Consider the following 22,463-nt stretch of genomic DNA (forward strand, 5'->3'; position numbering starts at 1 on the left):
CAGCTCGAAGACCTTCGTGGCGCGGCTGATCGACCATCGCCTGGCGGCGCTCATGGTGGTCGCCTTCGTCAGCACGCTGGGCGAGTTCCTGGTGGTCGCGCTCCTGCCGTTCTATGCCGAGCGCTACGGCGCGACGCCTCTGGAAGTCGGCGCCCTGGTGTCCGCCTTCGCCCTGGCGTCGATGGCGACCGCACCGCTCTGGGGCCGGCTCGCCGACCGTAGGGGCCGCCGGCCGGCGCTGCTCCTCGGCCTCGTCGTCTCGGCCGCGGGCTACCTGCTCTTCGGCCTGGCCCAGTCGCTCGAACTGCTGCTCCTGGCCCGGCTGGTGCACGGAGTCGGCGGCGGGACGGTGCCGGTCGTGTTCGCCTACATCGCCGACTCGGTCACCGGGGAGCGCCGCGCCGAGGGCATCGGCTGGGTCACCGCGGTCACCAGCTCCGCGGCGATGATCGGCCCGGCCGTCGGCGGTCTCGCGGGCCAGCTTCACCCGGCCGGCGCCGGCGCCGTGGCCGCTGCGTTCAGTCTGGCGGCCGCGGTGTTCGCGCGCTTCCGGTTGCCGGAGTCGCGACAGCGGAAGGAGGGGGAGCAAACGGAGGAGACGCGCTACTCGATCCTCGCCGCGGTCGGTCGCGTGGCCGTGCAGCCGCTGCGTCCGCTCAACCTGTTGATCTGGATCTACGCCGCCGGACAGATCGGCATGGCGGGGATGACCGCGATCATCGGCCTCTACCTGGGTCGCCGTTTCGGGGTGGACGAGTCGAACATCGGCCTGTTCTTCTTCTACCTGGGCGGCCTGTCCATCGCCTTCCGCGTCTTCGTTCTGGGGCCGGCGGTTCGGCGTTTCGGCGAGGTCAGGATCCTGCGCGCCGGCGCCGTGAGCTTCGGCGTCGGGTTGATCGCCATTCCCTTCGCCACCGGTCTCTGGACGCTCGGAGCGGCGATTTTCCTGGTCCCGCTGGGAACATCTCTGCTCTTCCCCTGCACGACGTCCCAGGTCTCGAAGCGGGCCCCCGGAAGCGGCGTCGTCGGGCAGGTGCTCGGGGTGCAGCAGGCGTACGGCAACGGCAGCAAGATCGCGGCGCCCCTGGTCGCGGCCTACCTGTTCCAGGCCTTCTCGCCGGACGTTCCGTTCATTGCCATCGGAGCGGTGCTGATCGTCGCGGCGGCGGCGTCCACCCGCCTCCGCGGCTAGGCTTCCCCAATAGGGAGGTACAGGCATGCCGCAGTTCTCGTTGTCCGCGCTGTCGGCCGGCACCCTGCTCGAGGCGGCGGGGATGCTCCTGCTGTTCATCGGCTTTCTCTTCGTGGGTTCGATGGTCCTGCCGGGCCGGCGGGTCGCGGGGCCCGAGATCGAGGGGGAAACGCGCATCTACAAGCTGAACGGTCTGGCCCTGTTCCTGGTCACCGTGGCGCTGGGAGTCGTCGCCCAGGGGTTCGGCTGGTTCTCCCTCTCCGTGCTGCATTCCCACTTCGCGGCGTTGTTCGTCGTCGCGAACGTGTTCGCCTTCGCCGCGTCCGGCTGGCTCTACTTCCGGGGAGCACGGGCGAGGGCCGCCTCGGCGGACGCCGGGCGAGGGTTCCTGATGGGTTCGGAGCTCAACCCGACCTGCTGCGGCGTCGACCTGAAGATGTTCAGCTACCGCCCGTCGCTCATCGGCCTGGCGATGTTCAACATGTCCTTCGCCGCCGTCCAGTACGAGACCGACGGCCGGCTGACGCTGGCGATGGCCATTTACCAGGCCATTACCTTCGTGTACGTGTTCAACTACTTCCAGTTCGAGCACGGCATGGTCCACACTTGGGACATCATCGCCGAGCGGTTCGGGTTGGGCCTGGTCTGGGGCGACTACGTCCTGGTGCCCTTCTTCTACTGCCTTTCCGGTTGGTGGCTGGTCGACGCGCCGGACACTTTGCCTCCGGTCGCGGCCGTCGGGATCGTCCTGCTCGCGGCCTTCGGCTTCTGGCTCTTCCGCGGCGCCAACCAGCAGAAGCACCGCTTCAAGCAGGATCCGAACGTCAGGATCTGGGGACGGCCCGCCGAAACCTTGGACGGCCGCCTCCTGGTGTCCGGCTTCTGGGGGATCGGCCGGCATCTGAACTACACCGGCGAGATCTGCGTCTACGTCGCGTTCACGCTGACCACCGGCTTCGTGTCCTGGGTGCCCTTCCTGCTCCCGGCGTGGCTGACGGGGCTGCTGTTGCACCGTTCGAGGCGCGATGATCGCCGCTGCCGCGCGAAGTACGGCGAGCTCTGGGAGCGCTACACGAAACGGGTGCGTTACTCGGTGTTGCCGTTCATTCCGTAGTGGACAGGCCGGTCGGCCGAAGAGAAAAGGGCGCAGCCGGTGGCTGCGCCCCTTGAAGACTTGGTAGCGGGGGCAGGATTTGAACCTGCGACCCTTGGGCTATGGCGACCGAGGAGTTAGGTAGCTGCGGGGCGTTGTGCTGGAAGCCCCCGCGAGAAGCGAAAAGGGCGCGACCGTAGTCGCGCCCTTAGAAGACTTGGTAGCGGGGGCAGGATTTGAACCTGCGACCTTTGGGTTATGAGCCCAATGAGCTACCAGACTGCTCCACCCCGCGTCAGGACGGAAAATGGTGGCACAGGAGGAGGGCGGTGTCAACCGGGAGCCGGGTGCGTGCTTCCGGTGGCAAAGTGGTCCCTCGTATAGGCTTTGTCGCGTGTCTGCGACGCCTTCAGACCGGCGCGGGCGGCTGCGGGAGCGCATCGATCGTTGGCTCGACTGGACCCAGCGCTCGCTGCCGACGCTGATCGGCGTCGGCCTGATCGTGGTGCTTCTGCTTCTGGCCCGGGCCGGCGCCGACAACTACTCGGGCCTTGCCGAGCTGGCTGAGCGCGAGGCGGAGCTCGAGATCGAGCTCGAGGAGGCGAGGCAGCGGGTAGAGAGTCTGAAGGGCAGGGTCGCGCTGCTTCAGGACGATCCAGTCGTGCTGGAACGTCTCGCGCGCGAGGAGCTGGGTCTGGTGAGACCGGGCGACACGGTCGTCGTTCTGCCGCGCACGGACGACTGATCCGGTTCTGACCAAGGGTGTCCGCGTGGCGTGAACTCCGCCGCCGCATTCGTCGCGGCGGGGACTACCGCGAACTGGCTGCGGCCGAACGCGCGGTGGTCGTCGGTCTGCCGGTACGCGCGGCCTCGGTGGTGTTCGAGCTGCTGGCTGAGGACAGGGCCGCGGCCCAGCTCGTCGTCGTTCCGAGCGAGAGCGAGGTCCTTGCCTGGACGGATGGGGCTCGGTTGCTCGGGCATGGGGAGGGGGAGCGCGTCGTCCCCTTTCCGTCCCCGGCGCTGACGCCGTACCAGCAGGCGGAAGCCTCGCTGCAGGTGCGCGCCCAGGAGAGCGTCGCCTACGACGTCCTGCTCCGCACCCCGCGCGTCACCGTCGTCTGCACGCCGCGGACCCTGTTTCATCGCCTCGCGGAACCTGAGGCGTTCCTCCGGTCAGTCGTGGACCTTCGGGTGGGTGAGGATGTCGTGTTGGAGGAACTCCTGACCCACCTGGTCTCCCGCGGCTATCGGCGCGCCGACCTGGTGGCGGCGGTAGGGGCCGTGGCGCAGCGGGGCGGTGTGTTCGACCTCTTTGCTCCCGGCGAGCCGCGGCCCGCGCGACTCGACCTGTTCGGCGACACGATCGAGAGCATCCACCGTTTCGATGCCTCGACGCAGCGCTCCGAGGAGGCGGTCGAGTCGTTGCGCATCCGGCCCCTGACGCCGTTCGCGGCCGCGCCGGAACAGGCCGCCGAGCTGGCTCTGGCGCTGCTGGAAGAGCGAGGAGGCGATCTGGCCGAGTCGTCCCGCACGCAACTGGAGGAAATGGTCGAGGGGGAGCCCTTTGCGGGCTGGGAGAAGTACCTCCCTCTGCTGCAGCCGAGCACGAGTCTCGGTGAGGTGATGGAGAACGCGACGGTCGTCGTGGTCGAACCAGGCCGCGTGCGCCGGGAGATCGAGCAGCACGCCGAGATGCTCTGGGACGAGTACGCGAGACGGTCCGACGACGGGGACGTCGCCGCGGAACCGGAACGGCTGACCGTGCCCAGCACGCAGGTGCTCGATCTCGTCGAGGACGCGGCCGTCCGGGTCGGGGGCGTTCTGGACGAACCCGCGCGACGGCGAACGCGGGTCGACTTCGGGGCGGTCGAGACGGACGTGCTGATCGATCAGCTTCCCCGTTTCCCGCGCGAGGTAGAGACCGCGGCGGCGCGCGGCGACGATCTCTGGCTGGTGGCTCGCGCCGGACGACACGAGTCGCTTCGCCGAACGCTCGGCAGCCGCGAGATCGACTGGGATGGAGGCGGGATACGGCTGGTCGACGGTGAACTGGGACGGGGCTTCCGGCTGCCGGCTGCCCGGCTGGTGCTGTTCGGCGAGGGACAGCTCTTTCGGCGCCGGGCGAGGACTCCGCGCCGCCGCCGCCGGATGGGCCCCTTCGTGTCGGGGCTCGGGGACCTGCGGGTCGGTGAGTTCGTGGTTCACGAGGACCACGGCATCGGGCAGTTCCTGGGGCTGCGCACGCTGGAAGGTCCGCCCGACGACGGACCCGAGGTGGAGGGCTACGGACCGCGCAGGCAGTCGCGGGCGATCGAGGTCATGGAACTGCTCTACTCATCGGGCCGTACGTTGCTCCTGCCTCTGACTCGCCTGGACGAGATCGAACGCTACAGCGGCATCGAGGGCCTGGCCCCACGCCTCGACCAGTTGGGCGGGAGCAGCTGGGCGAAGAAGAAGGGCCGGATCCGGCGCAGCCTGAAGGCGATCGCCACCGATCTGTTGAAGCTGTATGCCGAGCGCCGGCTGGCGCGGGCGGTGCCGATGAACGAGGACAGCGACCGCCAGCTCCAGTTCGAGAGCGCCTTCAGCTACGAGGAGACGCCGGATCAACTGGAGTCGATCGGGACGATCAAGGAGGATCTGGGCCGCGAACGGCCGATGGACCGGCTTCTCTGCGGCGATGTCGGCTTCGGCAAGACGGAAGTCGCGATGCGGGCGGCGTTCAAGGCGGTCGACAACGGCCTGCAGGTCGCCGTGCTGGCGCCGACGACCATCCTTGCCGATCAGCACCTGCGGGTCTTCAGGAGGCGCTTTCAGGGTTTCGGCGTGGAGATCGAGATGGTGTCCAGGTTCCGTTCGGCCGCCCAGGTCCGGAAGATCCGGGAGCGGCTGGCGCCGGGCGAGATCCACATCCTGATCGGCACGCACCGGCTGCTGAGCCGGGATATCGACCTGCCGTGCCTGGGTCTGGTGATCATCGACGAGGAGCAGCGCTTCGGCGTCGCCCAGAAGGAGCGCCTGCGGGAACTGAAGCGGAACGTTCACGTCCTGGCGATGTCGGCGACGCCGGTGCCGCGTACCCTGCAGTTGTCCCTGGCGGGAGTCAGGGATCTGTCCCTGATCGAGTCGCCGCCGCGGGATCGGATGGCGGTCGAGACGCGGGTGCTGCCGTTCTCGGGCGATCTGGTCCGCGAGGCGATCGAGTTCGAGGTCGAGCGTGGCGGCCAGGTGTTCTACGTCTACAACCGGGTCGAGGACATCGAGGGAATGCTCCGCTACCTGCGCGAACTCGTGCCTGGGCTCCGGATCACCGTCGGCCACGGACAGATGGACGAGGCCGAACTGAGCCGGCGGATGAGGGCCTTCACGTCGGGAGAAGTCGACCTGCTGCTGGCGACGACGATCATCGAGAACGGGATCGACATCCCCAACGTGAACACGATGCTCGTGCACCGCGCGGATCGTTTCGGTCTGGCCCAGCTCTACCAGTTGCGCGGCCGCGTAGGACGCAGTGACCAGTTGGGTTACTGCTACCTTCTGGCGCCCCCGGACACCGTGCTCTCGGAGGAGGCGCGCAAGCGGCTCGTCGCGATCAGGGAGTTCACCGAGTTGGGGGCGGGGTTCCGGATCGCGGCGCGCGATCTGGAGATTCGGGGCGCCGGTAACCTGCTCGGGGCGGAGCAGAGCGGTCACATCGCGGAAGTGGGAATCGAGACCTACATGAAGATGCTGGAACAGACGATCGCGGAACTCCGGGGCGAAGCGCCGGCGGAGACGCCGTCGGCGTCGATCAGCCTGCCCACGCCCATGTCGATTCCGGAGGACTACATCAGCGAGATCTCGTTGCGGCTCGAGATCTACCGGCGTCTGGCGGACGCTGACGAGGAGCCGGACACGCTGCTTGGCGAACTTCGCGACCGTTTCGGACCGCCGCCCGAGGCGGTCCACGCCCTGGTTCGCGGCGCGGAACTGAAACGGGTCGCGGAGTCCCTGGGTGTCCAGTCGATCGCGCACCGGAAAGAGCGTCTGACCATCCGATTGCGTCGCGACGCGAAGGTGGATGTCGACGGACTGATCCGCTTCGTGTCCGAGCGGGAGGGAGCCGGCTTCACGCCGGACGGCGTTCTGACGCTTGGCGGGATACCGGGCCCGCAGGCGCTCGAGGTCACGCTGCAGCTCCTCCAGTTGCTGTCGGGTGAGCCGCTGTCCGGCCTTGCCGCCTCCGAGACCGTCCATTGACTGGCCGGTGGGACTCGCCCCGCGTACGAGGACTCTGCGCCGGTCTCCTGGTTGCGTTCTCGCTTGGCTGCGGCGGCGGCGAGCTGCCCGAGGGAGTCGTGGTGCGAATCGGCGACCGGGACTTTCGCTACGAGGACTTTCGGGCCTACGTGGAGGAGTCCCTCGGTGAGGACGCCTCCCGGTTCGGCAGCGCGGTGCTCTCCAGGCTCTTCGAACGCTTCGTGGACGACCAGCTCCTCGTGCGGCTCGCCCGGGACCGGGGGCTCGTGGACGGGCAGGCGACGGCCCAGGAGGCGGCGATGCGGCTGCTCCAGGCGTCTCCGGTGGTCGTGTCGCAGTCGGAGATCGAGCGCTACTACCAGGAGCATCAGAGCGACTTCGCCCGGCCGCCCCGGGTGCGCCTGCGTCAGATCCTCGTCCAGGATCGGGCCGCCGCCGAACTCGCCCTGGCGGAACTCGAGGCGGGCGTCGACTTCGGCGAACTGGCGCGTCTTCGCTCCATCGGTCCCAGCGCGTCTCTCGGCGGTCTTCAGGGTGAGCTGTCGCGGGAGGATCTTCCCCCTGCGCTGGCCGATGTCGTCTTCGAACTCGGCGAAGGAGAATGGAGCGAGTTGCTCGAGGCCGACTACGGCTTTCGCATCTTCGAGGTCGAGCGCGTCCTGCCGGCAGGAACGCTCACGCTCGCGGAGGCGGCGCCAGGGGTCAGGGCGCTGCTGGAGGAGGCACGCAGCGACCAACTCGTGCGGGCGGCCGCCGCCGAGGCCCGGCAGGAGTACAATCCGCGGGTCGCGGTGGAGCGGTTGCCCTTCGAGTACCGCGGCGTCTTCGCGGATCCGGTTGCCCCGGAATGAGGTAGCAAGAATGACTCGACAGAGCCCTGGCCCCGCGCCTGGCGACTCCCGGTTTGGCGGGCTCCTTACCGTCGGTGCACTGTTGGCGCTGCTGGCGATGGCGGCTCTCCCGGTGGCTGGGCAGTCCTCGCCTGGTTCGGACAACCGCGTCGTGCTGCGGGTCAACGACCGCATCGCCACTCTCTACGACTACCAGCGGGCGGTCAATGAACAGATGAACCAGATCCGGGCCGCCGTCGGATTGACGGAACGGGAGCGGCAGGAGCTGGTTTCCGACGCGGGTCGCGTCGTCATGAAGCTCCTGTTCGAGGAACTGCTCCTCATGTCGCGGGCGGATCAGATGGCAGTCGTGATCGACGAGAGCGAGGTCGACGAGCAGGTCCGCGCGACCAGAGAGCAATTCAGACTCGAGAGCGACGAGCAGTTCCGCCAGGCGCTGGCGCAGCAGGGCATGCGGGAGGAGGACTTCAGGGAGCAGATCAGGAAGCGATTGCGGTCCAACATCGTCCGCGGCCGCGAAGTCGCTCCCCGGGTGGTCGTCGAAGACGAAGACCTGCGACGGTTCTACCGGGAGAACGAGGAGCGCTTCCGCGTTCCGGAGCGGGCGCGTTTCGAGGAGATCGTGGTCCTGGAGGCCACGGTTCCGGCCGACCGTATGGCGCCGCTGGCCGCTCTGGCGCGGACCCGGTTGATGTCGGGCGGTACGGCGGCGGAAGTGGCGGAGGGACTTGGCGAAGGTGTAACGGCCGTCGATGTCGGGTGGGTGACGCCCGGTGACCTGGCGCCAGCGCTCGATGCGGTTGCCTGGGATCTCGAAGTGAACGGCGTCGCCGACGCGATCGCAGCGCGGGGCGGCCTGCACGTACTGAAGATGCTCGAACGAACGCCCGCAGCGATCCAGCCGTTCGAGGAGGTTCGCGAGGCGATCCAGATGGAGGAGCGCAACCGGTTGTTCACCGAGGAGTACGACCTCTACCTGATCGAGCTGGCGGAGGCCGCCTACATCGTGGAGCGGCTACCCGAAGGCGCCGAGGGATATCGGCCCGTCGAGGCGCCCTCGCTGGATGACGATGCGTTGGGGCTGCTCGCTCCGTTCGGGCCGGGCGCGCAGGACCCGGAAGCGGACGATTCGCCCGGCGAAGCCGGCGAGGCGGCCGAGGAGACCGACGGCCGGCCCTGAACCGTCCGCTGGCGGCCTCGAAGCGGGGCATGCGGCCAACACGCGGTACGTCCGGTCGTTTGCCGTGTGCTGCCGGTCGGTGGAGCAAAGTGGTTGGAAGTAGACAGAAATGGGAAAAAGGTAGTAGTATCGCGCGTCTGAGCGTCAGTTTGTGGGCCTTGCGCCCACCTGGCCCTTATGGGCGTGAGCGATGTTTCGAGGGCATGCAGAAGCCAAGATCGACGCGAAGGGGCGGCTGAAGGTCCCAAGCGTCTTTCTCCGTCCCCTGCAGGAGCGGTACGGCTCGGACATCTTCACCACGTCGCTCCGCGGCGACTGCGCCTGGATCTATCCGCTGCGGAACTGGGAACAGGTGGAACGGCGGCTGGCCGGTCTGGCGTCCACGCACCGGTTGCGGCGGAAGTTCGAGGCCAGGGTCAGCTACTACGGTCAGCAGAGCCGGCTCGATGCGCAGGGCCGGTTGATCGTTCCCAGTCGGCTCCGGGAACGTGCCGGGATCGAGGGCGGAGTCGTCGTCTTCGGCAAGTCGGACCGTCTGGAGGTCTGGAACCTCGAACGGATGGAGAGTGAGCTCGAGTCGGACCCGTTCACCGACGAGGATCAGGACGAACTCACAGAGGACCTCGAAGCTCTCGAGGAGCTTCGCGGCGCGGACGGCTGACGATGTGGGCGCTGAACCGCGAACCGCTATCCACCAGCCCGTTCTGGTCGGCGAGGTCCTGCGCTTCCTCGCCCCGGAACGGGACGGCTGGTTCGTCGACTGCACGGTCGGCCTGGGCGGCCACGCAGCGGAACTCCTCGCGCGTTTTCCCGGCGCGAGGGTCCTCGGCATCGACCGCGACGAGGAAGCCCTGGCCCATGCCCGGCGCAGGCTGCGCGAGTTCGGAGCGCGAGCCTTCCTGGTACACGGCAACTTCCATTCCGTCGACGAGATCGTCGCTGAGGCGGGTACCGGAAAACCGGCGGGAATCCTCGCCGATCTGGGCGTTTCGTCGCTGCAACTCGACCAGCCGGAGCGCGGCTTCAGTTTCAGGCGCTCCGGCCCTCTCGACATGCGCATGGATCAATCGACTCGATCGGCAACGAGGACTGCGAGGGACATGGTGAATCTGGAATCCCAGAGCGTGTTGGAGACCGTGCTTCGCGACTATGGCGAGGAGCGGCAAGCCCGCAAGATCGCCCGGGCGATCGTCGAGCGGCGTCGCGGCCGACCGATCGAGACCACCGACGAACTGCGCGAGCTGGTTCACGAGACGGTTGGGTCGTCGCGGACGAGACGAGGCCGCGCGGTGCCCGGAAGCCGGTCGATCGATACCGCGACCCGGACGTTCCAGGCACTTCGGATCGCGGTCAACGAGGAGCTGTCCGGGTTGGGACCGGCCCTTGAACGGGCGGTGAATCTGCTTGAGCGGGACGGCCGGCTGGTGGTCATTTCGTACCACAGCCTGGAAGACCGGATCGTCAAGCATCGGCTCCGCGCCAGCGCCCTGGGCGAGGTCGATCCAGTGACGGGTCGCCCGCGCGCCGAAACACGGCTGATCGAACTGATGACCAGGAAGCCGATCCGGCCGCAGCCCAGCGAGGTGCAGTACAACCCGCGGTCGCGGTCGGCCCGGTTGCGCGCGGCCCGGAGGCTGTAGCGGTACGGAGGAGACCCGGCAGCTGTGAAGACCGGCTACAGCGTCAGCAAGGAGATTGCGAATCCCTTCCTCGTGCGCCAGCGGGACCCGGGCCGGCTACGTGGCCTCTGGCGACTGGTGGCCATCGTCCTGCCGTTCGCCGCCGCGGTGTTCGCGTACACCTGGGTGCACGAACAGGGCCTGGAGGCCGGCTATCGGATCGAGGAGCTCGAACGAGAACTCGAGGACGTGCTGCAGGAAGAACGGCTTCTCGAGTTGGAAGCCACCCGGCTCACCCGTCCTGAGCGGCTGTCGGCGGTGGCGGAACAACTCGGGATGGCGCCGCCGACCCTGGACCAGATGGTCTTTTTGAGTTCGGAGAGTGCGTCGTTGGTCAGGGCGGGCAACGCCTCGGAGGCGGCGCAGTGAGCGCCTTGGGACCGCGCGCTCGGGGCATGAGGCGCCGGTACGTCGGAAGGTTGACGATTCTGGTCGCGGTTGCCGGTCTATGGATGGGCGCGATCGGCTGGAAGCTCTTCGACCTGCAGATCCGCGGTGCGGACAAGTACCGCGAGCAGGCCGCGCGGCAGCAGCGCAGCGAAGTCGTTCTGAACCCCAACCGGGGGACGATCTACGACGCGCGGGGCCGAACCATGGCGGTGTCGGTCGAGACGCGGACGCTCTATGCCGAAACCGCCAAGGTGGACGATCCGGTGGCGCTTGCGGCAACCATCGCCCCCCTCGTCGGTCGCACCGAGGAACGGATCAAGGCGCTGCTGCAGAAACCGGGACATGTGCCCCTGGCGCGGAAGCTCGACCGCGACCTGGCGAAGGGCATCGACCTGTCCGCCTTTCCGGGCCTCTACTTCCTTGCCGAGAGCAAGCGCGAGTACCCGATGGGTTCGCTGATGGCCCATGTGCTCGGCTTCGTCGGGACGGACCGAAGTCTCGCGGGAATCGAACTGCGATACGACGACGAGGTCGCTGGCGAGTCGGTCAGGAGGCACGTGCTCCGGGACGGTCAGCAGCGTCTGGTCGTCGTTGCCGGTTCCCTGGGCGAACCGAAACCCGGAGCGGACCTCCACCTGACGATCGACGCGACGATCCAGCACCTGGCGGAGAGGGCGCTGCGGGAGACGATCGAGTGGTCGAAGGCGAAGGCTGGAAACGTCGTGATTCTCGCGCCGGAGGATTCGGCGGTGCTGGCGATGGCCTCCTATCCGGCCTTCGACCCGAACCGGTTTGGCGACTTCGGCCCCGGCGAGCGCCGGAACCGGGCGCTGCAGGACTCGTACGAACCGGGCTCGACCTTCAAGACGATCACCGCGGCGGGCGCCTTCGAGCGGCAGGTGGTTCACGCCGACCAGATCCTCGACTGCGGTAACGGATCGATTCGCGTCGGCAAGGCAAGGATCAAGGACCACAAGCCCTTTCCCGAACTGCCTTTCCGCACCGCGATCGCCAAGTCGAGCAACGTCTGTGCGATCAAGGCGGGGCTGCTGGCAGGCGAGCAGACGATGCGGGATCTCGTGTCGGCCTTCGGGTTCGGCACCGCGACCGGAATCGACGTTGGTGGAGAGCACCCGGGGATCGTGCCGCGGCGAGTCTGGGACCGTGAGACGACGGCCTACGCTTCGTTTGGCCACGGGCTTGCGGTGACGCCCCTGCAGCTTGCCAACGCGTACGCGGCGATCGCCAATGGCGGGGTGTGGAATCAGCCCTACATCGTGAGAGCCCTGGAGCGGGAAGGCGAGATGGTCGACGCGCGTCCGACGGACCGTAGCCGGCGCGTGATCTCCAAGTCGACCGCGTATCGGGTCGTCCGACTGCTCGAGGAAGTGGTCGTCAGCGGCACCGGCAGGAAGGCCGCAATTGCCGGTTACCGGGTCGCCGGCAAGACCGGTACCGCCGAGAAGTCCGACTCGGGTGGCTACTCGGAGACCGGCCGCGTCGCCGGTTTCGTGGGCATCGCTCCCGCCCGAGCGCCCCGGTTGGTCTGTCTGGTGATGATCGATGAACCGACGGTCGCCACCGGTGGCGGCGAGGTCGCCGCACCGGCCTTCCAGCGCATCGTCGGCGAAGCGCTGTTCTACCTCGGTGCGTCGCCTTCCAGCCAGCCGATGGGCTGGAGCCAGCCGGTGTGGCTGCGACCGGCCGAGCCGGAGGAAGTCAAGGTCGCGGGCGCGGTCGACGAAGAGAACGTGGAGCAGGAGGAGACGGGGACGGAAGGCGAGCTGTGGACGGCGAAGGCTTCGAGCTGATGAGACTCGGCGATGCGATCGCCGACGTGACGCTCCGGTCACCGCTGGGCATGGCTGCCGCCGACACGGAAGTCACAGGCGTACAGCACGACTCCCGCCGCGTTGAAAGCGGCGACCTGTTCGTCGCCTGGCGGGGCGACGTGCACGACGGGCGCCACTTCGCTCCGGATGCCGTGGCGCGTGGCGCCGCGGCGGTGCTTGCGTTCGGCCCGCCGCCGGCCCCGGCGCCGGTACCGTGGCTGGAGGTCGACGATCCGCGCGCCAGCATGGGGAGCGTGGCCGCGAGGCTCTACGGCCACCCGGAACGCGAACTCCTGACGGTCGGCGTCACGGGCACGAACGGCAAGAGCACGACCGCGCAGTTGATCGGCGCCTGTCTGACGCGGTCGGGCCGTTCGGCCGCGGTGGTCGGAACTCTCGGACGCACGGTTCATCTGCCGGGTTCAGTTCCGTCGGCCTTCGAGCCGTTGAGCCAGGCGGCGGAGGACCGCACCACGCCGGAGAGCAGCGACCTGTTCCGGATGTTGCGCCGAGCGGTGGACCTGGGCGCCCGGTCGGCGGCGATCGAGGTGTCGTCCCACGCCCTCGACCAGGGCCGGATGAACGGCATGAGCTTCGATGCGGCGGTGTTCACGAACCTGACCCGGGACCACCTGGACTACCACCCGTCGTTCGAGGCCTACTTCGCGGCGAAGCGCCGTCTGTTCTCCCTGCTTCGCCCTGGAGGCGCGGCGGTGCTCAACATGGACGACGAGCACGGCCGTCGCCTTGCGCGCCTGATCGGGAGCGGTGGCAGCGTCGTGCGGTTCAGCGCTTGCGGACGCGTGGAGGCCGACGTGCGGGTGATCGCCGCCGAACTCGATCTCGCCGGGATTCGCGCCGAGATCGAGACGCCGGCGGGCCGCGTCACCCTGAATAGCCCGCTCCTTGGCCGCTTCAACCTCGAGAACCTGGCCGCGGCGGTCGCCGCGGCTCAAGCCCTGGGCGTGCCGGAGGAAGCGATTCGCGATGCGGTAGCCGACCAGGCGCCTCTCTCCGGACGGCTGGAACCCGTGGATCGCGGTCAGGAGTTCCCCGTTCTGGTCGACTACGCCCACACGGACGGCGGCCTGCGGGCGGCCCTCGGGGCGGCGCGGGAGCTGAGCGACCGCCGCCTTGCGGTCGTGTTCGGCTGCGGCGGCGACCGCGACCGCGGCAAGCGGGAGCTGATGGGACGCGCGGCGGGAGAACTCGCGGACCTCGCGATCGTCACGGACGACAACCCGCGCACCGAGGAGCCCGGGCTCATTCATGCCGCGATCGTCGTGGGCCTCGAGGCCGCCCGGGGCTGTGCCTGGGAAGTTGTCGGGGACCGGCGCCAGGCGATTCGCCGGGCGATATCGGTCGCGGCGGCCGAACCAGGGTGGACGGTTCTGATCGCGGGCAAGGGCCACGAGGCGACACAGACCTTTCGCGACACCACGGTGCCGTTCCGCGACCGGGACGAGGCGGAAGCGGCACTCGACGCAATGAACCGGGAGCGGGGCGGTGAGACGGCCCCTTGCTGATGCGGTCAGGATCATGAACGGCTGCCTGATCGGAGAGGTTGAACCCGGCGCCAGCTACCGGGGCGCGGCGATCGACTCGCGCCGGGTGGAGGGCGGCGAACTGTTCTTCGCCCTGCCGGGAGAGCGGACCGACGGCCACCGCTTCGTCGCCGATGCCCTTGCGGCGGGCGCCGCGGCCTCGGTGGTGGCGACGCCGGTCGACCGGGCGGGTGGTCCCCAGATCCGGGTGGGGGACGTCACCGCGGCGCTCCACGATCTGACCCGTGACCATCGACGGCGGCTCAACACCCGGGTCGCGTCGGTCACCGGCTCGGCGGGGAAGACGACGACGAAGGATCTGCTGGCACTGCTCCTGGGCACATGCTGGCAGGTTCACAAGAGTCCGGGCAACCTGAACAACCTCCTTGGTTTTCCCCTCACGCTGCTTGCCGTGGACGAGGACTGCGAGTGGCTGGTGGCAGAGATGGGCATGTCGGTGCCCGGCGAGCTGGCCGCGGTCAGCCGCCTTGGCCGGCCGGACGTCGCAGTGTTCACGAACGTTCGACCGGCGCACCTCGCCGGCTTCGAGCAGGAGGGTGAGGTGATTGCGGGCGTGGAGGCGATCGCCCGCGCCAAGGCGGAGCTGCTCGAGGGACTTGCCGGCGACGGGATGATCGTGGCGAACGCCGGCAATCCGCACGTCGTGGGTCTGGTGGAGCGATACGTGGCGGAAGGTCCAGCGAGCGGCCGCGCCGCCGCCATGGATCGCGTCGTCTGGTACGAGGTGGAGCCGGCGGCCGGCAAGACTCCCGTCGCCGAAACCACGGCGCGTGACCTCGAGCCGCTGGCGAGAGAACCCGGAACGCGCTTCCGGCTCGAATCGCGCGGCGCCGAAGCACTCGTCGAACTGCCCCTGCACGGCCGGGTTAACGTCGAGAACTTCCTCGCCGCCGCGGCGTGCGCCCTGCGCCTCGGCGTTCCGATCGAGCGTGTCGCGTCGGCCGCGCGACGTGCGGGATCCGCGGCCGGACGTGGCGAAGTCGTGTCGTTGCACTCCGGTGCGACCCTCGTGGACGACTCGTACAACTCGAATCCGGAAGCGGCGGAGCTCGCGCTTCAGGCCGCGCGCCTGCTCGACGGCCGGCGGCATGTGGCGATCCTGGGGGAGATGCTCGAACTCGGGAGCGCGGAACGCCGCTACCACCGGGAACTGGGCAGCGCCGCCGCCGATCTGGGCTTCGACCTGGTCGTGGGTGTGGGCGACCTGACGACTGAGCTGGTGGCGGCCGCGGCCGAGGGCGGCGCGGAAACCGTCTGGTTCGAGGACTTCCGGTCCGCGAGCGCCGGTACGCCGGGCCTGATCAGAAGCGGCGACGTCGTGCTCGTCAAGGGTTCGCGCGGCTCGGCGCTCGAGCACGTCGTCGGGGCGCTGCGGCGGGAAGAGGCGAACTGATGCTGCTCGACCTGCTGCTGCCGCTCGGCGAGAGGATGGCGCCCTTCAACGTCGTCCAGTACATCACCTTCCGCTGCGCCTGCGCTGCGCTCACCGGCGTTGTGCTGAGCCTGATGCTGGGCCCCAGTTTCATCCGGGCCGCGCGGCGCCTCTCGATCGCACAGGAGATCCGTGAGGAAGGTCCGGAGCGGCACAAGAGCAAGGCCGGCACCCCGACGATGGGCGGGCTGCTCATCCTGACCGCGGTGATCGTGCCGACCCTCTTGTGGGCCGACCTTTCGAACATCTACGTCTGGCTTGCGGTCGGCACGACGATCGCGCTCGGCGCCGTGGGCTTCGCCGACGACCTGCTCAAGGTCCGGCGGCGCCACAACAAGGGCCTGAGCATGAAGGCGAAGTTCGGCCTGCAGCTCGCGGTAGGCGTGGCGCTCGGCGCCGGCCTGGTCGGCCTGACGCCGCTCGATACGAACCTGAGCTTCCCGTTCTTCAAGACCCTTCTGCTCGAGCTCGGGCCGGTCTACATTCCCTTCGTCGCCATCCTGATCGCGGCCTCCTCGAACACGGTGAACCTCACCGACGGGCTCGACGGCCTGGCGATCGGCGCCGCCCTGGTGGCGGCCGCCACGTACGCGATCTTCGCCTACATCGCGGGCAACTCGGTCGCCGCCGGCTACCTGCAGGTTTCCTACGTCCCCGGGGCGGGCGAGGTCGCGATCATCTGCGCCGCCCTGGTCGGGGCCAGCCTCGGCTTCCTCTGGTTCAACGCCCATCCGGCGCAGGTGTTCATGGGCGATGTCGGTTCGCTCGCGATCGGCGGCACGATCGGAGCAGTTGCCGTGCTCTCGAAGCAGGAGCTGCTGCTGGTGCTGGTCGGCGGGTTGTTCGTGCTGGAGGGGCTCTCGGTGATCGTCCAGGTGGCGTCCTTCAAGATGACCGGGCGTCGGGTCCTGCGCATGGCCCCGCTCCACCATCACTTCGAACTCCGTGGCTGGAGCGAGAACCAGGTGATCGTCCGGTTCTGGATTCTCGCCGTGCTGTTCGCCTTTCTCGGGCTTTCGACCCTGAAGTTGAGGTAGCGGTCTTGGTCGAGGTGAACAGCGGCATGTCCCCGAACCCGGCACCGCCGGTCTCCGGCTGGCGGAGTGCGCTGGTCTATGGGCTCGGCCTGTCGGGCGTGGCGGCGGCGCGGGCGTTGAGCGACCGCGCGATCCGGGTGGTGGCCGTCGACGGCCGTCCGGTTGCCGGTCTGGGATCCGCGGCGAGGGAACTCCTGCGCACCGGACGGGTCGAGGCGTTGCTGGACGAAGATGCCGACCTCCCGTCCGACGTCGACGCCGTCGTCCTGAGTCCCGGCGTGCCGCCCAACCGACCGTTGCTGCAGAGCGCCCGGGTGGCGAAGACGCCGATTCTGGCCGAGGTGGAGCTCGCCTACCGCCTGCTGGAAGTGTCGTCCGCGCCGACCGTCGTGGCGATCACCGGCAGCAACGGCAAGAGCACGACGACCGCGCTGACCGGCGCCCTGCTGGAAGCGGCCGGTTACCCGGTCGAAGTGTGCGGGAACATCGGCACGCCGCTCTGCGCCCGCGTCGACGGACCGCCGGGGCGCGTGTTCGTCGTCGAACTCTCGAGCTTCCAGCTCGAAGCGGTGGACCGCTTCCGTCCCCGCGCGGCGGCGCTCCTGAACATCAGCCCCGACCACCTGGACCGCTATCGCAGCGTGGCCGAGTACGCGGCCGCGAAGGCGCGCATCTTCGGCAACCAGACACCCGGAGACATCGCCGTGGTGAACGGAGACGATTCCGAGGCGCGCCGACTCGGGAGCGCCCGCGAGGGGGCGACGGCCCGGGTCAGGCGGCGTTTCTTCTCACGGCTCCGGCAGGTCGAGGACGGTTGCTACCTCGACCGTGACCGCGTGATCGAAGTGGGGCCGGACATGCGGCGCGAGCTGTTCCGGCTCGACGACCTCGCGCTCGATGGGCTGCACAACGTGGAGAACGCGATGGCGGCCGCGCTGCTCGCGTCGGCCGTCGGCGCGGATCCGAGCGGCTTCGTCTTGGGTCTTCGGGGTTTCGGCGGCTTGCCCCACCGAATGCGCCTGGTCGCGACGTTGGACGGCGTCCGCTACTACAACGATTCAAAGGCGACCAACCCCGCGGCGTCCACACGGGCCCTGGCCGGCTTCGAAGACGGCTCCGTTCACCTGATCGTGGGCGGTCGCGCCAAGGGAGAGGGTGCCGACTTCGCCGAACTGGCGGCCGCGGCGGCCACCAAGGCCAGTGCGGTCTACCTGATCGGGGAGGCAGCGGACGCGATCGAGTCCGTCCTTGAAGACGGCGCGGCGCGTTGCCGCTACGGTTCGCTCGAACGGGCGGTCGAGGCGGCATCCGCCGCGGCGAGCCACGGGCAGAGCGTGCTGCTCTCGCCGGCCTGTGCCAGCTTCGATCAGTTCGAGGACTTCGCCGACCGCGGCCGGCAGTTCGAGCGTCAGGTCAGAGCGCTGGCGGCTGGGGGAGACGACGGCGATGGCTAAGAAGCTTGCCATCGACAAGGTGCTCTTCAGCGTCGTCGTCGTGCTCGTGGTGGGAGGGCTGGTCATGGTCTATTCGGCCAACCCGCCGGACCCCGACGGCGGCTTCAAGCGGCAGTTCATCACCCAGTTGGCAGCGGCGATCGTCGGTCTGGCGTCGATGCTGGTCGTCATGAGCATCGACTACCGGCGCTGGGCCAGACCGTGGCTTGTGTACCTGGGGCTCGGCGTCTCGCTCGGGCTGCTCGGCATCGTGTTGACGGCGCCCCCGATCAATGGCAGCAGCCGGTGGTTGTCCGTTGGACCGCTGACGTTCCAGCCGTCCGAACTGGCCAAGGTCGCCGTCATCCTCTTTCTCGCGTACCAGATCCACCGCTGTCCCGAGGCAGTCAGTCAGCCGAGGGTTCTGGTGCCGTGCGGGGTCGGGGTCGGCCTGGTGACCCTGCTCGTGCTGCAGGCCCCGGACTTCGGCAGCGCCGCGCTGATCCTCGGGATCGCCGCGGTCATGCTGTTCCTCGCCGGCCTGTCCTGGCGCTGGATCGTGCCGGGGATGCTCGTGTTCCCGGCGCTCCTGGGACTCTTCATCTGGTCGGAGCCCTACCGCGTGGAGCGGGTCATGGGCTTCCTCTCACCGGAGACCGATCCCTCCGGAAGCGGCTTCCAGGTGCTGCAGTCGAAGATCGCAATCGGCTCCGGCGGCATGGTCGGCCAGGGCCTGGGCGAGAGTGCTCAGAAGCTCTACTTCCTGCCGCTCGCGACGTCGGATTTCATCTTTTCGATCGTCAGCGAGGAACTGGGATTGATCGGCGCCGCGGCGGTGCTGGCCGCCTTCGTTGTTCTCGCCTGGAGGGGTTATCTGGCCGGCCTTCGTGCTCCGGACGCCTTCGGCCGGTTCCTCGCCTGGGGGCTGACATCGGCCCTCCTGATCCAGGCGCTCGTCAACATCAGCGTCACCGTCGGACTGGTGCCGGTCACCGGTACGCCTCTGCCGTTCCTGTCGCACGGCGGCTCTTCCCTGGTTATGACCCTGGTCGCGTGCGGCCTGCTGCTGAGCGTTTCGGAGCATGGATGAGCGCTCGCACTCACCGCCCGTCGGTGGTGTTCTCCGGTGGTGGGACGGGTGGGCACGTGTTCCCGGGCCTTGCGGTGGCCGAGGAACTCAGGAGCCTCGGTTGGCGCACGGCCTGGATCGGCCGCAAACAGAGCCTGGAGGAACGCCTGGTTGGCGCGGCGGGCCTCGAGTTCAGGGCGCTGCCGGCGCGGGCGTTCGTGGATCGCGGCCCGGCGGAGCGAGTCATGGCAATGGGTGTCCTGGCGGTGTCCACGCTGCGTGCCGCCTTGCTGCTGCGCCGGCTTCAGGCCGCGGCCGTGCTCGCCACCGGGGGCTACGCCTGCGCTCCGGCCGCTCTGGGGGCCCGGCTGTGCGGATCGGGCCTCTACCTGCTCGAACCGAATGCACAGTCCGGGGCGGCGAACCGGTTGCTGTCGCGGTTCGCCACGGAGGCGGGGACCGCCTTCGAATCCGCGGCAAAGCAGTTGGCGTGCGAGGTGCGGCAGGTCGGGGTGCCGGTGCGGCGGGCTTTTCGGCAGGTCAGCGAACCGCGATTCGTGGGCGAGCGCACGCGGGTGCTCGTGCTTGGCGGCAGTCAGGGCTCCGGCGCTCTCAACCGGCACCTGCCGGGTCTGTTCGCTCGGGCCGCCCGGAAGACGGCCATCGACGTGACGCACCAGGCGGGCCCTTCGCAGGTCGGGGACACGCGCGACCGCTATCGAGCTCTCGAGGTGCCGGCGCTTCTGGCAACGGTCGAGGGGTTCATCGAGGACACCGCGGCCGCGATGGCGGCTCACGATCTGATCGTCTCGCGAGCCGGGGCCGTGACGGTGGCGGAAGTGGCCGCGGCCGGCCGGCCGGCGGTCTACGTTCCGCTGCCGCTGGCCGCGGGGCACCAGCGCGGCAACGCGCGGGCGATGGTCGATGCGGGGGCTGCGATTCTGGTCGAGCAGGACGACCTGAGGACCGAAGCGGCCGCGGAGCGTTGCGGCGAACTGATCGTGGATCACGATCGGCTTGCGGCCATGGCCAGGGCGGCGCGTGCTCACAGCGGCGGCGATGCCGCCCGCGCGGTAGCGGAGCGGGTATGTGCGATCGCAAACGCTTCGATGGCCGGGAGGGCGGGCTGATGCCGCTGTTCCTGCGTACCGCGGATCTCGAGCGAATTCACTTCGTCGGCATCGGCGGAGCCGGAATGAGCGGCATCGCGGAGATCCTCCTCAACTACGACCTTGCGATCAGCGGTTCCGACCTGGAGGCGGGTGAAACGACGGAACGCCTTGCGGAGCTCGGCGCGACCGTCTACCTCGGCCACTCGGCGGAGAACGTGAAGCAGGCGGACCTCGTCGTCGTCTCCTCGGCCATACCCGACGCCAACGAGGAGGTCGTCGCCGCGCGCCGGCGGGGTGTCCCGATCGTCCGCAGAGCCCAGATGCTGGCCGAGTTGATGCGGCTCAAGTACGGCATCGCCGTCGCGGGCACCCACGGCAAGACGACGACGACATCGCTCATCGGCAGTGTGCTGACCGGCGCAGGACTCGATCCCACGGTCGTCGTCGGCGGCCGGCTCCGCGTGTCCGGCACGGGAGCGCGCCACGGCACGAGCGACTACCTGGTTGCCGAGGCGGACGAGTTCGACCGCAGCTTCCTCGATCTGGCGCCGGTGATCGCCGTGATCACGAACATCGACGTCGATCATCTCGACACGTACCGCGACCTGGCCGACATCAAGGATGCGTTCGTCCGCTTCGCCGGCCGGGTTCCGTTCTTCGGCCAGATCATCGCCTGCGTCGACGACGAGAACGTGGGGGATCTGCTCCCCCGCCTCGCGGACAGGCGCACCGTCACCTACGGCTTCGGTTCTCGCGCGGATCTGCAGGCCCGCGACGTGGCGCCGACCGCCTCCGGCGTCCGATTCGACGTCGTGGATTCGGCCGCTGGCCGTGTGGGAGGGCTCGAGCTGCCCATGCCCGGTCGACACAACGTCCTGAACGCGCTGGCGGCCATCGCGACGGCCCGCGCCACAGGAGTCGACTTCGAGACGGCGGCGGGCGTCCTGTCGGGCTTCTCGGGCGTGCATCGGCGCTTCGAGCGGGTGGGCTGTTGGCGGGGAGCCACCGTGGTCGACGACTACGCGCATCACCCGACCGAGGTCGAGGCAACCCTGTGCGCCGCCCGGGAGGTCCTGGATACGACTCCGCGGGATGGCCGGCGGCCGCGGATCCACGCCGTGTTTCAGCCCCACCTGTTCAGCCGCACGCGGGACCTCGCGGACGACTTCGGCCGTGCCCTGTTACTGGCTGACAACGCCCTGGTGACCGATATCTACGCGTCGCGCGAGAGGCCGCTGCCCGGGGTGAGTGGAGGGCTCGTCGTCGCGGCGGCGGCCGCCGCCGGCCATCCCAGCGTCGGAGGCTGCGGTCCCTGGCGGAAGGCTCCTGAGCGCCTTCGTGGGGTGGTTCGGGCAGGAGACCTGATCCTCACCCTCGGCGCCGGGGACATCTACCGTTTGGCTCGGCTGCTCGTTGCGGACGGGGAGACCGGAAGATGAGCCGGGGCAGGAGGCGCGGGACACCGTTGGCGGGGCGCCGGCCCGTGCGCCGCCGCCGCCCGCGGCCGGTCGCCTGGCTGGCGATCGGGGCGGGAAAGGTCCTTCTTGGCGTGGCGCCGGTCGTAGGGATCGGCGTGTGGCTGGCGACGGCGCCCGTGTTCGACCTGAAGACGGAGATCGGCGTCGAGACCGGGGCGCGCGTGTCCGAGGAGTGGGTGCGGGACCGGCTCGCCGGCCTCGTGGGCCGCAACCTCCCGATGCTCTCCCTGGAACGGGCCACGGCCCGGCTCGAGCACGAGTGGGTGCGCGAGGCGAACCTGGTCAAGCGGCTGCCGAACGAACTCGATGTGGAGATCGTGGAACACGAGCCGGCGGCCGTGTTCCAGTCCGGAAACCGGGCGTGGATCATCGACCGGGACGGCCGGGCAATCGTGGGATGCGAACGCGCCGCCGATCTTTGCGAGAGCACCTTGGTCCGGGTGTCGATCCAACCGGGGCTTCTCGGGGAGCGCGCGGGGACGAGTCCGGCCCGGCATCGGAGTGTTTCCGGACCCGCTTCGAGAGATGTTCCGGGCGAAGCGCTGGCGCGGACGTTGAAGCGGAGCGTGAGTGTCGCGGACGAGGTGAAGTCGTTCGGCTGGGGCCGCGAGGTGTTCGCGGTCGGAGTTCTGAGCGACGACGACTATCTGCTTGAGCGCAGCGGTCGGCCGGCGACTGTTCTGGTGCGTGGGAGTGATCTGACGGCGAAGGGCTCGGTGTTCCAGCTGCTGCAGGCGGCGATCCGGGAACACAGCGATCCCGAGGTCGTCGATCTGCGGTTCAGGGACCGGATCGTGCTTTCGGCGGGGGCGCCGGGCGCCGACCTCGAGACCGCCGCGGGTGTGAGTGCGGGAGGGGATCCCTCTTAGCAGGGGAGGAAG

General features: G+C 69.0%; 18 protein-coding genes and 1 tRNA gene. 18 read left to right on the top strand and 1 reads right to left on the bottom strand.

Translation table 11 applies throughout. The annotated features are described in order from the left end of the window. Nucleotides 1-16: 16 nt before the first annotated feature. Nucleotides 17-1,192 carry an MFS transporter gene (locus tag OXG83_15905; GenBank protein ID MCY3966515.1) on the top strand — a complete coding sequence of 392 codons (1,176 nt, stop codon included), beginning with the start codon at nt 17-19 and terminating at the stop codon, nt 1,190-1,192. Nucleotides 1,193-1,217: 25 nt separating this feature from the next. Then, nucleotides 1,218-2,306: a DUF1295 domain-containing protein gene (locus OXG83_15910; protein MCY3966516.1), complete on the top strand. Its 1,089-nt coding sequence runs from the start codon at nt 1,218-1,220 to the stop codon at nt 2,304-2,306. A 197-nt stretch (nt 2,307-2,503) separates the two neighbouring features. Here the strand turns inward: OXG83_15910 and OXG83_15915 are convergent. Then, nucleotides 2,504-2,580 (bottom strand) — tRNA-Met (locus OXG83_15915). A 99-nt stretch (nt 2,581-2,679) separates the two neighbouring features. Between OXG83_15915 and OXG83_15920 the strand changes: the two genes are divergently transcribed. The 16 genes from OXG83_15920 to OXG83_15995 all read left to right on the top strand — a co-directional run bounded on the left by OXG83_15920 (nt 2,680) and on the right by OXG83_15995 (nt 22,451). Beyond that, on the top strand, nt 2,680-3,030 hold the full coding sequence (locus OXG83_15920) for a septum formation initiator family protein (protein ID MCY3966517.1): 351 nt from the start codon (nt 2,680-2,682) through the stop codon (nt 3,028-3,030). A 17-nt stretch (nt 3,031-3,047) separates the two neighbouring features. Then, nucleotides 3,048-6,524 (top strand): transcription-repair coupling factor, encoded by a 3,477-nt coding sequence (gene mfd, locus OXG83_15925; protein MCY3966518.1) that lies wholly within the window; start codon nt 3,048-3,050, stop codon nt 6,522-6,524. Beyond that, the gene (locus OXG83_15930; protein MCY3966519.1) at nt 6,521-7,375 is read left to right on the top strand and encodes a peptidylprolyl isomerase; all 855 of its coding nucleotides are present in this window, start codon (nt 6,521-6,523) and stop codon (nt 7,373-7,375) included. Before mfd ends, OXG83_15930 begins: the two co-directional genes overlap by 4 nt. Before the next feature lie 10 nt (nt 7,376-7,385). Continuing rightward, nucleotides 7,386-8,555 carry a SurA N-terminal domain-containing protein gene (locus OXG83_15935; protein ID MCY3966520.1) on the top strand — a complete coding sequence of 390 codons (1,170 nt, stop codon included), beginning with the start codon at nt 7,386-7,388 and terminating at the stop codon, nt 8,553-8,555. 190 nt (nt 8,556-8,745) lie between these two features. Beyond that, nucleotides 8,746-9,216 (top strand): division/cell wall cluster transcriptional repressor MraZ, encoded by a 471-nt coding sequence (locus OXG83_15940; GenBank protein ID MCY3966521.1) that lies wholly within the window; start codon nt 8,746-8,748, stop codon nt 9,214-9,216. A 4-nt stretch (nt 9,217-9,220) separates the two neighbouring features. Continuing rightward, nucleotides 9,221-10,195: a 16S rRNA (cytosine(1402)-N(4))-methyltransferase RsmH gene (gene rsmH / locus OXG83_15945; protein MCY3966522.1), complete on the top strand. Its 975-nt coding sequence runs from the start codon at nt 9,221-9,223 to the stop codon at nt 10,193-10,195. 24 nt (nt 10,196-10,219) lie between these two features. Continuing rightward, nucleotides 10,220-10,603 carry a hypothetical protein gene (locus tag OXG83_15950; protein MCY3966523.1) on the top strand — a complete coding sequence of 128 codons (384 nt, stop codon included), beginning with the start codon at nt 10,220-10,222 and terminating at the stop codon, nt 10,601-10,603. A 50-nt stretch (nt 10,604-10,653) separates the two neighbouring features. Continuing rightward, nucleotides 10,654-12,435, top strand: coding sequence for a penicillin-binding protein 2 (locus OXG83_15955; protein MCY3966524.1), 1,782 nt, complete (start codon nt 10,654-10,656; stop codon nt 12,433-12,435). Beyond that, a complete protein-coding gene (locus OXG83_15960) occupies nt 12,435-13,982 on the top strand; it encodes a UDP-N-acetylmuramoyl-L-alanyl-D-glutamate--2,6-diaminopimelate ligase (protein MCY3966525.1) in 1,548 nt (515 codons plus the stop codon). The genes OXG83_15955 and OXG83_15960 overlap by 1 nt, the downstream gene beginning before the upstream one ends. Nucleotides 13,983-13,995: 13 nt before the next feature. Further along, nucleotides 13,996-15,414: a UDP-N-acetylmuramoyl-tripeptide--D-alanyl-D-alanine ligase gene (locus OXG83_15965; GenBank protein ID MCY3966526.1), complete on the top strand. Its 1,419-nt coding sequence runs from the start codon at nt 13,996-13,998 to the stop codon at nt 15,412-15,414. Next, a complete protein-coding gene (gene mraY / locus OXG83_15970; GenBank protein MCY3966527.1) occupies nt 15,414-16,490 on the top strand; it encodes a phospho-N-acetylmuramoyl-pentapeptide-transferase in 1,077 nt (358 codons plus the stop codon). Before OXG83_15965 ends, mraY begins: the two co-directional genes overlap by 1 nt. Nucleotides 16,491-16,504: 14 nt before the next feature. Further along, the gene (murD, locus tag OXG83_15975) at nt 16,505-17,944 is read left to right on the top strand and encodes a UDP-N-acetylmuramoyl-L-alanine--D-glutamate ligase (protein MCY3966528.1); all 1,440 of its coding nucleotides are present in this window, start codon (nt 16,505-16,507) and stop codon (nt 17,942-17,944) included. Then, nucleotides 17,937-19,013 (top strand): putative lipid II flippase FtsW, encoded by a 1,077-nt coding sequence (gene ftsW / locus OXG83_15980; protein ID MCY3966529.1) that lies wholly within the window; start codon nt 17,937-17,939, stop codon nt 19,011-19,013. Before murD ends, ftsW begins: the two co-directional genes overlap by 8 nt. After that, a complete protein-coding gene (murG, locus tag OXG83_15985) occupies nt 19,010-20,122 on the top strand; it encodes an undecaprenyldiphospho-muramoylpentapeptide beta-N-acetylglucosaminyltransferase (GenBank protein MCY3966530.1) in 1,113 nt (370 codons plus the stop codon). Before ftsW ends, murG begins: the two co-directional genes overlap by 4 nt. Then, the gene (gene murC / locus OXG83_15990) at nt 20,122-21,543 is read left to right on the top strand and encodes a UDP-N-acetylmuramate--L-alanine ligase (GenBank protein ID MCY3966531.1); all 1,422 of its coding nucleotides are present in this window, start codon (nt 20,122-20,124) and stop codon (nt 21,541-21,543) included. The genes murG and murC overlap by 1 nt, the downstream gene beginning before the upstream one ends. Then, nucleotides 21,540-22,451, top strand: coding sequence for an FtsQ-type POTRA domain-containing protein (locus tag OXG83_15995; protein MCY3966532.1), 912 nt, complete (start codon nt 21,540-21,542; stop codon nt 22,449-22,451). Before murC ends, OXG83_15995 begins: the two co-directional genes overlap by 4 nt. Nucleotides 22,452-22,463 lie beyond the last annotated feature (12 nt).

Source organism: Acidobacteriota bacterium, from assembly GCA_026707545.1.
In the GTDB taxonomy this organism is placed as follows: domain Bacteria; phylum Acidobacteriota; class Thermoanaerobaculia; order Multivoradales; family Multivoraceae; genus Multivorans.

Excerpts from the sequence above, each read along its gene's own strand:
- OXG83_15910 (MCY3966516.1), top strand. The coding sequence starts at position 1,218 with ATGCCGCAGTTCTCGTTGTCCGCGCTGTCGGCCGGCACCCTGCTCGAG.
- OXG83_15935 (MCY3966520.1), top strand. The coding sequence starts at position 7,386 with ATGACTCGACAGAGCCCTGGCCCCGCGCCTGGCGACTCCCGGTTTGGC.
- OXG83_15940 (MCY3966521.1), top strand. The coding sequence starts at position 8,746 with ATGTTTCGAGGGCATGCAGAAGCCAAGATCGACGCGAAGGGGCGGCTG.
- OXG83_15960 (MCY3966525.1), top strand. The coding sequence starts at position 12,435 with ATGAGACTCGGCGATGCGATCGCCGACGTGACGCTCCGGTCACCGCTG.
- OXG83_15965 (MCY3966526.1), top strand. The coding sequence starts at position 13,996 with ATGAACGGCTGCCTGATCGGAGAGGTTGAACCCGGCGCCAGCTACCGG.
- mraY (MCY3966527.1), top strand. The coding sequence starts at position 15,414 with ATGCTGCTCGACCTGCTGCTGCCGCTCGGCGAGAGGATGGCGCCCTTC.
- ftsW (MCY3966529.1), top strand. The coding sequence starts at position 17,937 with ATGGCTAAGAAGCTTGCCATCGACAAGGTGCTCTTCAGCGTCGTCGTC.
- murG (MCY3966530.1), top strand. The coding sequence starts at position 19,010 with ATGAGCGCTCGCACTCACCGCCCGTCGGTGGTGTTCTCCGGTGGTGGG.
- murC (MCY3966531.1), top strand. The coding sequence starts at position 20,122 with ATGCCGCTGTTCCTGCGTACCGCGGATCTCGAGCGAATTCACTTCGTC.
- OXG83_15995 (MCY3966532.1), top strand. The coding sequence starts at position 21,540 with ATGAGCCGGGGCAGGAGGCGCGGGACACCGTTGGCGGGGCGCCGGCCC.